Source organism: Micromonospora sp. MA102, from assembly GCF_025460765.1.
Lineage (GTDB): Bacteria > Actinomycetota > Actinomycetes > Mycobacteriales > Micromonosporaceae > Micromonospora > Micromonospora halotolerans.
The window spans coordinates 289,026-301,631 of sequence record NZ_JAMWEG010000009.1 but is presented as its reverse complement, the minus strand read 5'-3'; the positions used below and the strand labels follow the sequence as shown (position 1 = coordinate 301,631).

Annotated in this window: 15 protein-coding genes and 2 tRNA genes; 6 read left to right on the top strand and 11 right to left on the bottom strand. The window is 71.5% G+C overall.

Annotated elements, in window-relative coordinates; translation table 11 throughout:
- Positions 1-750: 750 nt before the first annotated feature.
- From NFX44_RS20485 to NFX44_RS20475, 3 genes are all read right to left on the bottom strand, one after another.
- Complete coding sequence (locus tag NFX44_RS20485; protein WP_262285159.1) at positions 751-1,005, bottom strand: SCO4848 family membrane protein; 255 nt, start codon at positions 1,003-1,005, stop codon at positions 751-753.
- 70 nt (positions 1,006-1,075) lie between these two features.
- Positions 1,076-1,636: an alpha-ketoglutarate-dependent dioxygenase AlkB gene (locus NFX44_RS20480; protein ID WP_262285158.1), complete on the bottom strand. Its 561-nt coding sequence runs from the start codon at positions 1,634-1,636 to the stop codon at positions 1,076-1,078.
- Between the two features lie 70 nt (positions 1,637-1,706).
- On the bottom strand, positions 1,707-2,174 hold the full coding sequence (locus tag NFX44_RS20475) for a hypothetical protein (RefSeq protein WP_262285157.1): 468 nt from the start codon (positions 2,172-2,174) through the stop codon (positions 1,707-1,709).
- Positions 2,175-2,459: 285 nt separating this feature from the next.
- Here NFX44_RS20475 and NFX44_RS20470 point away from each other — a divergent pair, with 285 nt between their 5' ends.
- From NFX44_RS20470 to argS, 4 genes are all read left to right on the top strand, one after another.
- The gene (locus NFX44_RS20470; protein WP_262285156.1) at positions 2,460-2,906 is read left to right on the top strand and encodes a PRC-barrel domain containing protein; all 447 of its coding nucleotides are present in this window, start codon (positions 2,460-2,462) and stop codon (positions 2,904-2,906) included.
- A 52-nt stretch (positions 2,907-2,958) separates the two neighbouring features.
- Positions 2,959-3,126 (top strand): hypothetical protein, encoded by a 168-nt coding sequence (locus NFX44_RS20465; RefSeq protein WP_192579968.1) that lies wholly within the window; start codon positions 2,959-2,961, stop codon positions 3,124-3,126.
- 89 nt (positions 3,127-3,215) lie between these two features.
- Positions 3,216-4,274 carry a tryptophan--tRNA ligase gene (gene trpS, locus NFX44_RS20460; protein ID WP_262285155.1) on the top strand — a complete coding sequence of 353 codons (1,059 nt, stop codon included), beginning with the start codon at positions 3,216-3,218 and terminating at the stop codon, positions 4,272-4,274.
- A 282-nt stretch (positions 4,275-4,556) separates the two neighbouring features.
- Positions 4,557-6,275, top strand: a complete 1,719-nt coding sequence (argS, locus tag NFX44_RS20455) for an arginine--tRNA ligase (protein WP_262285154.1) — start codon at positions 4,557-4,559, stop codon at positions 6,273-6,275.
- Positions 6,276-6,315: 40 nt separating this feature from the next.
- On the opposite strand, the gene NFX44_RS20450 is transcribed toward argS, so the two are convergent.
- The 5 genes from NFX44_RS20450 to NFX44_RS20430 all read right to left on the bottom strand — a co-directional run bounded on the left by NFX44_RS20450 (position 6,316) and on the right by NFX44_RS20430 (position 9,537).
- Complete coding sequence (locus NFX44_RS20450; RefSeq protein WP_262285153.1) at positions 6,316-6,756, bottom strand: SRPBCC domain-containing protein; 441 nt, start codon at positions 6,754-6,756, stop codon at positions 6,316-6,318.
- Positions 6,753-7,094: a helix-turn-helix transcriptional regulator gene (locus NFX44_RS20445; RefSeq protein WP_262285152.1), complete on the bottom strand. Its 342-nt coding sequence runs from the start codon at positions 7,092-7,094 to the stop codon at positions 6,753-6,755. Before NFX44_RS20445 ends, NFX44_RS20450 begins: the two co-directional genes overlap by 4 nt.
- A gap of 183 nt (positions 7,095-7,277) precedes the next feature.
- Positions 7,278-8,087, bottom strand: coding sequence for an ABC transporter permease (locus NFX44_RS20440; RefSeq protein WP_262285151.1), 810 nt, complete (start codon positions 8,085-8,087; stop codon positions 7,278-7,280).
- Positions 8,084-9,106: an ATP-binding cassette domain-containing protein gene (locus tag NFX44_RS20435; RefSeq protein ID WP_262285150.1), complete on the bottom strand. Its 1,023-nt coding sequence runs from the start codon at positions 9,104-9,106 to the stop codon at positions 8,084-8,086. Before NFX44_RS20435 ends, NFX44_RS20440 begins: the two co-directional genes overlap by 4 nt.
- Positions 9,107-9,165: 59 nt before the next feature.
- Positions 9,166-9,537: a VOC family protein gene (locus NFX44_RS20430; protein ID WP_262285149.1), complete on the bottom strand. Its 372-nt coding sequence runs from the start codon at positions 9,535-9,537 to the stop codon at positions 9,166-9,168.
- A 162-nt stretch (positions 9,538-9,699) separates the two neighbouring features.
- On the opposite strand from NFX44_RS20430, the gene NFX44_RS20425 reads away from it, so the two are divergent.
- Positions 9,700-10,215 (top strand): SRPBCC family protein, encoded by a 516-nt coding sequence (locus NFX44_RS20425; protein ID WP_262285148.1) that lies wholly within the window; start codon positions 9,700-9,702, stop codon positions 10,213-10,215.
- Between the two features lie 220 nt (positions 10,216-10,435).
- Here NFX44_RS20425 and NFX44_RS20420 read toward each other — a convergent pair whose 3' ends face one another.
- Positions 10,436-11,605, bottom strand: coding sequence for a low temperature requirement protein A (locus tag NFX44_RS20420; protein ID WP_262285147.1), 1,170 nt, complete (start codon positions 11,603-11,605; stop codon positions 10,436-10,438).
- A 357-nt stretch (positions 11,606-11,962) separates the two neighbouring features.
- Here NFX44_RS20420 and NFX44_RS20415 point away from each other — a divergent pair, with 357 nt between their 5' ends.
- Positions 11,963-12,274 carry a tyrosine-type recombinase/integrase gene (locus NFX44_RS20415; RefSeq protein ID WP_369015321.1) on the top strand — a complete coding sequence of 104 codons (312 nt, stop codon included), beginning with the start codon at positions 11,963-11,965 and terminating at the stop codon, positions 12,272-12,274.
- A gap of 77 nt (positions 12,275-12,351) precedes the next feature.
- Here NFX44_RS20415 and NFX44_RS20410 read toward each other — a convergent pair.
- Together NFX44_RS20410 and NFX44_RS20405 are read right to left on the bottom strand one after the other, a co-directional pair.
- Positions 12,352-12,424: transfer RNA gene (locus tag NFX44_RS20410), tRNA-Arg, on the bottom strand.
- A 35-nt stretch (positions 12,425-12,459) separates the two neighbouring features.
- Positions 12,460-12,550 (bottom strand) — tRNA-Ser (locus NFX44_RS20405).
- Between the last annotated feature and the right edge of the window lie 56 nt (positions 12,551-12,606).

Sequence of the window (12,606 nt, the reverse complement as noted above, 5' to 3'; positions counted from 1 at the left end):
TCCCAACCAGCAGAACCCTCCGAAGAAGACCTGCCAGTCCGGGGTATAAATCAATTTGGCACTGGCTTATCAAGCACCCTGTTGAGTTCTCAAAGAACAACCACACACCATCCGGAAACCCCACATCCGCGGAGCCACCATCCGGGGCATTTCGTTCAACCACACCCGCCGCTCTCGCGCCGGGCACTTTTACTACGTTACCTTACCGTCTCTGCCGTGTCAAACCGTGTGTCCCGGTCTGTCACGCTTCGTACGGGTCGGCGCCGCTGAACTCGCGCAGCGGCGAACCGCTGTGCTTGGTCATCGGATTTGGCAGGCCGGCCGCTGCGGTCTCCCGCTAGCTCGCCCGGTGCCCTGCCGGTCGTCAACCTTACTCGGTCGGTTCCGCTCCGCCAAATCCGCCCTGCGGCGTTTCGGTGAGCCCCGCCCGGCCCGGCTCCGACGAGGTGCAACCTCGGTGGTTCCGGGCACCGAGCCCGGTCCGCGGCCCTCGGGATGTTCGTCCCGTTTGCCCCGTTCCGCGCTGGCAGAGAGAAAGTTACGCGGGTTCGGGTTTGATCGTCAAATCCAGGGGTAGCGTCCCGCGTCACACCATTACCGCCGGGCTATCTGGCCTGCTCAGTGGGGCTGCGGCGGCGGAGTCACCCCGCTTCGACGGGCGGGGACCCGCCCGGGCAACGGGAGAGACAGCACTCCGGCAGTCCCGGGCGGCGCCGAACCTTGTCCGAACCCCGCCCCGCCCAGCGGCGCTCAGGCGCTCCGCCGGCGGCGGTCCGCCAGCCAGCCCCGAATGCCGAGCGCCCCGACGGTCGTGCCGATGGCCAACGACGCCGCGATGAGCAGCGCGTGCACCCAGAGGAAGCTGGTCGGGCTGCCCTCGCCGACCGTGCCGGCCGACCACGCCCGCGGGTCGTTCCAGATGGCGGCCGCGAACCTTGGCCAGATCACCCAGGTCCACACACCGACCCCGACCAGGAACAGCGACCAGCCGCGCGACAGCACCATGGCTGGCCAGTATGCCAGCGCGCCGGGGCGCCAGGGCAGGGCCGCGACCAGGAGGTAGTCCCGGGTCAGGTCAGGCGGGCGCGGACCGGAGCATGCGGAAGGTCAGCGAATAGCGCAGCGCCGGAACCGGCGGGATGCTGTGCTGCCACGCGGTCCGGGCCGCCCCGGTGAGCGCGTACCCCGAGCGGGGCGCCAGCTCCAGCTCGTACACCCGGCGGTCCTCTGCGGTCCCACGTTGGAACCGCAACAGGCACGCGGAGCCCAGCGAGAGGCCGACGACGGTCGGCCCGAAGGCCGGTGCGTCGCGGTGCCACCCGATGACCGAGTCCGGCGGGTAGCGCGTCACGAGCGTCTGGGCGAGCACCTCGGGGTCGACCCCGGCGAGCGCCGCGCACCGCTCGCGTACCCAGCGCAGTGCCACGGGCAGCGCCTCGGTGGCCGTGAGCTGGAAGGAGCCGTAGTCGTAGTCGTAGCCGAAGTGCCGGACCGTGCGCCGGGCGATCTGCCCGTGCATGCGGACCTCATGGAAGTCGAGGGCGTCGAGGGCGGCGACCAGGGAACGTTCCTCGTCGTCGTCGACCAGGTCGGGCTGGTAGGTGAGCCCGGCCGGCCGCTCGTGGATTCCCCGCATCCTGCCCACCTGGCGACCGTAACGGCGGGCCGGCCCGCGCGCCGCGCGAATCCGGCCCGCCGCCGGGTGGTCAGAAGCAGGTGACCGCCCCGCCGATCGCCGGGTTCGCCCGGTCGTGGTGGTGGACGACGCCGGCGGGATCGGTCATCGAGCCGCCCCAGATCGCGCAACCGACGCCGAGGTAGCGGTGGACCGGGCCGGCGGCGTAGCGCCGGCTGCCCTCGTCCAGACCGGTGGGCGTCCACTCCGGGGCGAGGTAGACGCGGGTGCCGGTGAGCGTGCCGACGTACGCGGACTTGAGGGTGACCGTGCAGCCGTACCCGGTGAGGGGGTTGCGGAGAAGGTGGACGGTGCCGAGCCGCGCGCCGGTGGCGGCGTCGTGGATTGGGTCCTGGTCGACGGCGGTGAAGCCGAGCCCGCAGAGCGCCTCCGGGGTGTACGGGTTGACCGCGGCGGCCCCCGCGCCGGTGCCCGCCACCGCCACCAGGACGGCCGCCCCGGCCGCCGCCACCCCGATTCGTCCAATGACCCGCTGCATCTGCGTTTCCTTTCGCTGGTGCCGATTCGGACGCGGGATCAGAATGGTGCGGCCGTCGGCCCCGCCGAATGTGTGCGGTGGACACTCCGGTCCGCATTCCGGTGTGCTGGCCGGCCGCGACACCGCCCCTGACCTCGGCGGGAGCTGACAGACAGATCTGCGGGGTCGATTATGAGGTATCTCGCAGAATCGCCCTCCCATGAATTCGGAATTGCATTCGTGTTTCCCGGATTCGCCCATCGGGCACTGTTCGGGTGGCGACGCGACGACACCCGGAGGTGCAGCATGCAGCCGTTCAATCCGTGGCTCTGGCGGGACCCGTCGGCCCTGGCCGGCGGCTACGAGCAGACCCGCCCGGACGACGTGCCGCGGCAGCGGTCCGAGGGCGCCGCCGGCGACGGCCCCGACGCGCCCGGCCCGGGCACCCCGATCGACCTGACGGGCTATCACGTCGAGGCGACCGACGGCCGGATCGGCGCGATCGACCGGGCGAGTGAGGACGCGGGAGCGGGCTACCTGGTGGTGGACACCGGGCCGTGGATCTTCGGCCGGAAGGTGCTGCTGCCGGTCGGCACGGTGGCCCGGGTCGACCACCTGGAGCGCGCCGTGCACGTGGACCGCACCCGGGACCAGGTCAAGGAGTCACCCGCCTTCGACCAGGACGACTTCGACCGCGCCGACTACCGCGAGCAGGTCGGGAACTACTACGCCGAGAGCTACCGGCGCGACTGAGCAGGGCGTTCCGGTCTGCGCGCGGGGCGGTGGACCGGCTACCGTGTCAGGCATGGTCCGGCCGAGCACCTGCGCCCCGGAGACCCTCGACGGTCTCCCGGCGGCTGCCGCTCCGGTTCTCCCGGCCCGTGCCGACGACGGTCGGGAGCAGATCCTCGACGTCCTCCGTGCCGGTGGGCTGCGGTTCCGCGCCGGCGGGCGATGGCGGCGCTCGCACTGACGAGCAAACCCCACTGATCCGGGCACACCCCGGATCTCTCCCGCGCGCCCGCGCGTCCTCCACCGAACAGCCACGAGAGGCGTACGACCATGTCCGCAGCACGGATGCTCACCGGTGACCGCCCGACCGGGCGGCTGCACCTGGGCCACTACGTCGGCAGCATCGCCAACCGGGTGAAGCTGCACCAGCGCTACGAGAGCTTCTTCATCATCGCCGACCTGCACATGCTCACCACGCGGAACAGCCGCGAGGACATCGAGCAGGTCTCCCGCAACGCCCGCGAGATGGTCACCGACATCCTCGCCGCCGGCGTCGAGCCGGACCGGGCCACCTTCTACCTCCAGTCGGCGATCCCCGAGGTCGGCGACCTGAACACCCTGTTCCAGAACCTGGTCACCGTGCCCCGGCTGGAACGGGTCCCGTCGCTCAAGGAGATGAGCCGGGACGCCGGCAAGGAGGAGATGCCGTACGGGCTGCTCGGCTATCCCGTCCTCCAGGCCGCCGACATCCTCTGCGTGAAGGGGCAGGTCGTGCCGGTGGGCAAGGACAACGCCGCGCACGTGGAGGTGACCCGGGAGATCGCCCGGCGTTTCAACCACCTCTACGGCGAGGTCTTTCCCGTCCCCGAAATGATCATGTCGGAGACGCCCACCCTGGTCGGTACCGACGGCGCCGGGAAGATGAGCAAGAGCAGGGGGAACGCCATCGCGCTCTCCGACGACCCGGCCACCGTGCGGCGCAAGGTGATGGGCATGTACACCGACCCGAACCGGATCCGCGCCGACGTGCCGGGCACGGTCGAGGGGAACCCGGTCTTCGCCTACCTCGACGTGTTCCACACCGACCGGGCGACCGTCGAGGAGCTGAAGGCGCGCTACCGGGCCGGCCGGGTCGGCGACGTCGAGGTCAAGGAGGAGCTGGCGGGCGCGCTCAACCGGTTCCTCGACCCGGTCCGGGAGCGGCGGGCCCGCTTCGAGGGGCAGCCCGGCCTGGTCGACGAGCTGATCGTCGAGGGCACCGAGCGGACCCGCGCCGAGGTGCGCCGCACCCTGGTCGAGGTCCGCCGGGCGATGGGCCTGACCAGCGCGTACACCCAGGTGCGGCGGCGGGCCGAGCGCTACCGCAAGGCCGTCGGCACGCCGGCCTGAGATTTCGGGTACGCCGGCCGGCCGGCCCGGGTACGGCCTTGCGCCGCCCCCGGGCCGGCCGGTTAGGCTGCTGCCATGACCAGCTCGCACGCGTACCCGACGGCGTCCCCCGACGTCCTGTTCGGCGCGCTGCGACGCCGGCGGTCCCGCGACCGCCTGCGCTGAGCATTCCTCACTGCGACCGGCGGATCGAGCCGCCGGTCATCGCCGATCGTCCTCGGTCCGCCCGCATCCCCATCCGGTGATCCGCGTGCGGCGGATCCGAGCGAGATCGGCGTACCCATGGATCTGGAGAAACTGCTGACCGACCGGCTGGCGCCGGCGTTCGCGACGGTGGCCGGCGAGCCGGTCGACCCGGTCGTGCGGCGCTCCCAGCGCGCGGACTTCCAGTCCGACGCGGCGCTGGCGCTGGCCCGGCGGATCGGCCGGCCCCCGCGCGCCGTCGCCACCGAGGTGCTGGAGCACGCGGAACTGGCCGACCTGTGCAGCGCCGCGGAGGTGTCCGGTCCCGGTTTCCTCAACCTGACCGTCGCCGACGAGGCCCTGGCCGGGCTGGTCTCCGCGCTGGCCGCCGACCCGCGGCTCGGCGTGCCCGAGGCGGCCGCGCCGGAGACCGTGGTGGTCGACTACTCGGCGCCGAACGTGGCGAAGGAGATGCACGTCGGGCACCTGCGCTCGACGGTGATCGGCGACGCGGCGGCCCGGCTGCTGGAGTGGCTGGGGCACCGGGTGCTGCGGGCCAACCACCTGGGCGACTGGGGCACACCCTTCGGCATGCTGATCGAGCACCTGGCCGACCTGGGCGAGGCCGAGGCGGCGCAGGAGCTGTCGATGGGCGACCTGGACTCGTTCTACAAGGCGGCCCGGGCCAAGTTCGACGCCGACGAGGCGTTCCGCGAGCGGTCCCGGCTGTGGGTGGTGGCGTTGCAGGGCGGGGACCCGGCGACGCTGCGGCTGTGGCGGCTGCTCGTGGAGCAGTCCGAGCGCTACTTCCTCACCGTCTACGACCTGCTCGACGTGACCCTCACCCAGCAGGACTTCCAGGGGGAGAGCAGCTACAACGACCTGCTCGGCCCGGTGGTCGAGGAGCTGGACCGGCTCGGCCTGCTGCGCGAGAGCGACGGCGCGGCCTGCGTGTTCCCGCCCGGCTCGATGGGCCGGGACGGGGAGCCGCTGCCGCTGATCGTGCGCAAGTCCGACGGCGGGTACGGCTACCCGGCGACGGACCTCGCGGCGATCCGGCACCGGACCGGCACGCTGGGCGCGACCCGGCTGCTCTACGTGGTCGGGCTACCGCAGCGGCGGCACTTCGAGATGGTCTACGCCGCCGCCGCGCAGGCCGGTTGGCTGGCCCCGCCCGCCCGCGCCGAGCACGTCGGGTTCGGTTCGATCCTCGGGCCGGACGGGCGGATGCTGCGCAGCCGGGCCGGCGGGTCGGTGAAGCTGGTCGGGCTGCTGGAGGAGGCGGTGGCCCGGGCCACCGCGCTGGCCCGGGAGCGCAACCCGGAGCTGGACGAGGCGGAGGCGGCCGAGGTGGGCCGGGCCGTCGGCATCGGCGCGATCAAGTACGCCGACCTCTCCAGCGACCGGCACAAGGACTACGTGCTCGACTGGGAACGGATGCTGTCGCTGGACGGCAACACGGCGCCGTACCTCCAGTACGCGTACTCCCGGATCCGGTCGATCTTCCGGCGGGCGGGTGTGGCGGCCCGGCCGGAGGCCGGGGTCTTGCTGGCCGAGCCGGCCGAGCGGGCGCTCGCCGTCGAGCTGGTCGGCTTCGGCGCGGTGGTCGGCGCGGTGGCGGAGAACCTGGAGTTTCACCACCTGACCGGTTACCTGTCCCGGCTTGCCGCCGCGTTCAGCGCCTTCTACGAGCGGTGCCCGGTGCTGCGGGCCGACGAGCCGGTCCGGGAGAGCCGGCTCGTGCTCTGCGACCTGACCGCGCGGGTGCTCGGGCAGGGCCTCCACCTGCTCGGCATCCGCACACCGGAGCGGCTCTGAGGACGGCGGCCGGGCCGGGTGCCCGCCACCGCCCGGCCCGTCAGGCCTCCTGCTCCAGCACGGTGAGCATCGAGCGCACCACGGAGGAGCGCCAGCCGCTGCCCATGGTGCGGTGGGCGACCGCCTGGAACGGGCTGTCCAGGTCGAACCCGGAGTGCTCCATCAGCATCCGCGTACCCCGGCCCTCGGGCTCCAGCCGCCAGGTGACGATCGAGTCGAGGCCGCTGCCGCTGCGGTCCGCCCAGGTGATCCGGAGCAGCCGTTCCGGCTCGACGGCGAGGACCTCGCAGTGGATGGTGCCGGCGAAGCGCAGCGCCGGCATGGGCTTGGCCTGGAAGGTGAACCGGTGACCGACCACCGGCTTGAAGTCGTTGGGCATCAGCCACCGGGCCATCAGGTCGGGGTCGACCAGGATCCGCCACACCTGCGCCGGCGGGTACGGCAGGAACTGGTCGACCTCGATCTTGTCCGGTCGGGTCACGGCTTCCCCTCGGTTGCGGACTCCTCGGCGACCAGCGCGGCGAAGTCGCTCATCCGCTCGCGCCAGAACCGCTCGTAGGGGGTGAGCCAGTCACGCAGGTCCATGAGCGGCTCCGGCTCCAGCCGGTAGAGCCGCTTGCGGCCGCTGCGGCGCTCGGTCACCAGGCCGGCGTCGCGGAGCACCTTGAGGTGCTCGGAGACGCTGGGCCGGCGCATGTCGAACGAGGCCGCCAGATCCTGCACCGACTGGGGGCCGCCGTCGCGCAGCAGCCGGATGAGGTCGCGCCGGACCGGGCTGGCCAGCGCCGCGAAGACGTCGACCCCGGTGGCGGCGGACATCTCAGCCCCCCGATCCGCGCGGCCCGCGGCCGGCGGCGAGATCGTAGGTCTCCAACTGGACTCCCTGGAGGTCACCCTGGCCGGAAACCGGTACGGCCCGGCACCCGGAAAGATACCAGCGGCGGCCCCGGGGCCAGGCCATGCACGACCGTCAACCCCTGCCCGGCGGGCTGGTCGAAGCGGTCATTGACTCCGGTAGCGGGCGACGGCCAGACCCGCGAAGACCACGATCAGCGCGATGATCCAGATCAGCGCCCGGGTGACGTAGTAGCCGGTGCCGTGGCCGAGCAGCGCCTCGGCGGGCGCGCCCTGGGTGAGGGTGCGGACCGCGTTGACCACCACCGTCACCGGCTGGTGCTCGGTGAACGCCTGGAGCCAGCCCGGCATGCTGGCGGTGGGCACGAAGGCGCTGGACGCGAAGCTGACCGGCATCACGATGAACGAGATGCCCTGCGCCGCCTGGACGCTGCCGGCCAGCAACCCGACCGCCACGAAGATCCAGACGAAGGCGAGCCCGAAGAGCACGAGGAGGCCCAGCGCGCCGAGCGCGGAGGCCCAGTCGGTGTGCACCCGCATCCCCACCGCGAAGGCGATCGCGATGGTCGGGACGAGCACCGCGACGGTCATGGCGAGGTCGGCCAGCACGCGGCCGGCGAGCACCGCGCCGCGCGGCATGGGCAACGACCGCAGCCGGTCGAAGAGGCCCCCGACGTGATCCTCGGCCACCCCGAGCGCGGTGCCGATGGTGGCGAACATGATGCCCACCGTGAGCAGGCCGGGCGCCATGAAGTCGACGTAGCGCATCGTGCCGGCACCGATCGCGCCGCCGAACACGTACCGGAAGATCAGCAGGAACGCCACGGACTGCACGATCCGCAGGATCAGCAGTTGGGGCGTACGCCGGTAGATGCGCAGGGCACGCCCGGTCAGCACACCGACGCTGGGCAGCAGGCGGGCGCTGCGGGCCGGGTGCGGCGCGGTCACGGCGGTCATCGGGCACTCCTCGACACGGTCTCGGGCTCGATGCCGGTGGGGGACCCGGGCGGCCGCGGCTCGCCGCCGGAGGGCTCGGCGGCCGGAGTCGATCCGGTGAGCGACAGGAACACCTCGTCGAGGGTGGGCCGGCGCAGGGCCACGTCCTCGACGTGCACGCCCCGCTCGCCGACCTCCTGCAACGCCTCGCGGAGCCGCTCCGGACCGCAGTCGACCGCCACCGAGGCCGTCAGCGAGCCGTGGTCGACGACCGGCGTCTCGGCACCGATCCGGGCCAGCGTCCGTACGACCCGGTCGAGGTCCTCCCGGTGGCGGACGTGGATCTCGATGATGTCGCGACCGGCGCGGCTCTTGAGTTCCTTCGCCGTGCGGGAGGCGATCACCTGCCCGTGGTCGATGATCAGGATGGTGTCGGCGAGGCGGTCGGCCTCCTCCAGGTACTGCGTGGTGAGCAGGACGTCGGTGCCGTCGGCGGTGAGCGCCCGGACGGTGTCCCACAGCTCGATCCGGCTCTGCGGGTCCAGCCCGGTGGTGGGCTCGTCGAGCAGCAGCAGCCGCGGGCGGCCGACCAGGCTGGCGCCCAGGTCGAGGCGGCGCCGCATGCCGCCGGAGTAGGTGCGGACCAGCCGGTCGCCGGCCTCGCCGAGGCGCAGCCGCTCCAGCGTGTCCGCGGCGCTGGCCCGGGCGGTACGCCGGTCCTGCCCGAACAGCCGGGCGATCAACTGGAGGTTCTCCCGCCCGGTCAACGCGGGCTCGACCGTGGCGTGCTGCCCGGCCAGGCCGATCAGCTGGCGGACCCGGGCCGGCTCGGCCGTCGCGTCGACGCCGCAGACCCGCAGCGTGCCGCCGTCCGGCCGGACGAGCGTGGAGAGCATGCGCAGGAAGGTGGTCTTGCCGGCGCCGTTGGGGCCGAGGATCGCGGCGACCTGGCCGGACTCCAGGCGCACGTCGAGCCCGTCGAGGGCGACGACCTTCCCGAAGGACTTGCGGAGGCCCACGGCCTCGATCATCAACGACATCGCACATCCTCGAATCGAGGGCCGGGAGCCCGTCCGGTGGAGCGACCGAACGCGTCGGCCTACTGGCCGCCGTGCACCGACATGAGGACGAAGCCATTGCCGTCTGGGTCGGAGAAGCTGGCGTCACGGCCCCACGGGCGGTCGTTCGGCCCGTCGACCTTGACGCCGGCGGCGCGCAGGCTCTCGCAGTCGCCGTCGAGGTCGTCGCTGTGGAGCTGGACGCCCTTGAGCCCGCCCACGGGCACGCCTAGCACGCTCGGCAGCAGCGCGAGGCCGACCGGCGACCCCTGGGGTGCCACCTCCAGCCAGCGCATGGGTCCCATCCGGGAGTCCTGTGACACCTGGAAGCCGAGCTGCTCGACGTAGAACTGCTTGGCGGCGTCCTGGTCAGATACGGGCACGGTGATCAACTTGATTCCCTTGATGCTCATGCCGGCGACGATAGGTAGGGAATTTCCTACCTGTCAAGCAGACCCGCAGGGCGCCCCGCCGGCGACCGCTCCCTGGATCCGCCCACGATCTGGCCGGGGTTTACCGGGCGGGAGCGCGGGCAAGCGGCAGGGCTCAAGCGGGAAGACCTGTCGGAGGCAGCGATGCGCCGCTCACCATCCCCGGCCGAGGCGAAAGTGACCATCGAGCGCCGGGTCGCGGACGTCTTCAACTTCTACCGCGACTTCCAGAACCTGCCCCGTTTCCTGGGCGACGTCATGACCAGCGAACAGGTCGGGCCAGCGACGTTCCGATGGACGATCCGGGGACCACTCGGCGTCAGGCTGAGGTCCACGGTGCGGCTCACCGAGGAGCGGACGAACGAACTGCTCCGGTACGAGACCACCACCGCGCCCGGCATGCGAACCCACTGGACTGTCGAGTTCAGCCCGGGGTCGGAACCGGGCCGGACCGAGGTCCACGAGGTGCTGAAGACACCGTTCGGACGACTGGGCCGCATGGCGTTGACCCTGGTCGGAAAGCCGCCCGGCGCCGAGGTGGCGGCGAACCTGCGCAGGCTGAAGCAGCTCCTGGAGACGGGGAGTGTCACCGACACCGAGCACGCGGTCGCCGGCAAATTCGGCCGGCCGGCCGTCGGCGACCACCGCCGCCCCGCCTGACCAGAACCCTTGGCGGACCCGGGATCGGTCCCGAGTACGGCGCGGGCACCGGCGTGTTCCCGTGGATCAGCGCGACGTCGAGCAGGCGTTGCCCCGGCAGACCGGCCAGCACGTCCGGCGCCGAGGCCGGCCCCACCCGCGTCTGCCCCAACCCAGCTTGTTCGGACTGTCCCTGCTACTTCGACGGGGACGGGGGCTCCGGTGGGCGGCCAGCGCGGCGTCATGCGTCTGCAAGGGCGACCCCGAGTAGGACGACGGCAGCGGCGACGGCGGCGAACAGTGGCGGGGCGAAGGACGGTGGCGGGGCCAGCAAGATCAGGGCGGCGATGCCGACGAGCCGGCGGATGGCGATCCGGTTGAAGACGACCTGCTCCAGCCGGATACGGCCGATCAGGAAGAGCGCCGGCCCGCCGAGGATGACCGCGAGCCAGGCCGGATGGGATCGCCCGTTGGCACGTGACAGCACGACTTCCGAGCCGGCTGCAGCGGCGATGATGCCGAACACCATGAGCAGATGGGCCGCGCCAGCCATGCGGCCGGCGGCCGCCCGGTCCGACGACATCGCGACGGCGTCGGCCAGCAGCTCGCCAGAGCGATAGTAGTAGATCTTCCACATCAGCACGGCTGACAGGAACGAGATCGCCAGAGCCGTGGTTGCTAAGAGCGTGGCGGGGTGGTGGGAGTAGACGAGGCCACTTGACACCACCGTCTCCCCGAGCGCGATCAGCAACAGTTGCTCGTGGCGCTCGGGGAGATGTCTGCTGCTGACCATTCCCCATGGGTTTATAGATGGTCGGCGCATGCCGGGTATCGGCCAGTTCCGCCGCCCCGCAACCAGGTCCACCGTGATGGCGATCAACCACAGAACGCCCCGCGCGTTTCCGTGCATCACCGCGCCAGCGAGCCAGATCACTCCGGACACACTGAACCAGATGGCCATGCGGGTGTAGAGCGCCTGTATCTCCCCGTACCCTCGCAACAGCGGCCGAAGCAGCAAGGGGCGTCCGACGTGCAGCAACACGTACACGACGGCGAAGGTGGCGCCCCGTGCGTGGGACGCGCGCGGCAGGGCTGTCGCCATGATTAGCAGGCCGAACGCGCTGACCAGGACCAACAGCTGAATCCAACGGCTACGGCAGTCGAACCGGCTGGTGATGTAGGCGGTGGTCGCCCACAAGTAGAGCAGCGGCAGGGCCAGAATGCCCGTGAACACCACAGAGCGCCAGTCCACCTCCTCGGCGAGAAGCTCCGGCACCAGCCGGCTGACGACCCCGATCAGAGCGAAGACCAGCACCAGGTCAAAGAACAACTCCAGGAAGCTGGCCTGCCGGGCATCCTCTTCGCCGCGCAGGATGCCCCCGGTCTGCACCGGCACCGATGCTTGCTCCACCCGCCAATGGTCTCGTGCTGATCATCTTGCGCGCGCCGATTTGGCCGGCTCCCTCGACCGGCGGGTGACAAGGTGGATCGCCTCACCAGCCGAACGACCTTGGCCCCGTCCGGGGAGGCTGGTAGCCCTTGTGGTGCCCGGCGAGGTGATCCGCCCGCCGATCTCTGAGGAGGGCCGGGGTTCGGGGCGGAGCCCCGAGGTCTTCAAGGGCTTGGTCATCCCAAGCGTGGCCGGCCGGCCCGGCCGATGTCGGCCGAAGGTCACCAGGAGGCCGGGGCCGGGCCGGCGCGGCCCGCTCTGCGGGCCGCCTTGATCCGCTACGCCCATCGGCTCCTGCGGGCTGCGCTCCAAGACGCGGTGACGGAGGAGCTGCTGGCGAATAACCCGGCGAAGGCGCTGCACCACAAAGATCGGCGCTCCGGTCGAGCCGCGCAATCTGAATCGGCATTTCGAGCAGTTGTGCGAGCGGGCGGGAGTTCGCGGATTCGGGTGCACGACCTGCGTCATTCGTGCGCGACGCTGCCTTACGACCAGGGCGTGCCGCTCGAACGGCTTCAGGACGTGCTCGGGTACAGCTCCCCGACCGTAACCAAGTCGAGCTACGTGGAGGCGACCCGGCGGGTACAGCAGGACGCGGTGGACCGCCTCGGGTTCCTCTTCGACGCGTAGGCGTAGGGGACAGCCGTGGGGGTCATAACGATGAAGGGCCGGTCTCCCGTCACAGGAAACCGGCCCTTGACCTGCTGTGCGCCCGAAGGGACTCGAACCCCTAACCTTCTGATCCGTAGTCAGATGCTCTATCCATTGAGCTACGGGCGCTTGCTGCTCGGCCAGTCTACACACCGGCTTTCGCGCGGAGACTCCGGGATTCGAACCCGGGAGGGGCTTTAAGACCCCAACCGCATTAGCAGTGCGGCGCCATAGACCAGACTAGGCGAAGTCTCCCAGGTGGCCCGGAGACCACCGCGCCCGAGGATACAGGCCCGCACCCACCGGGGGCA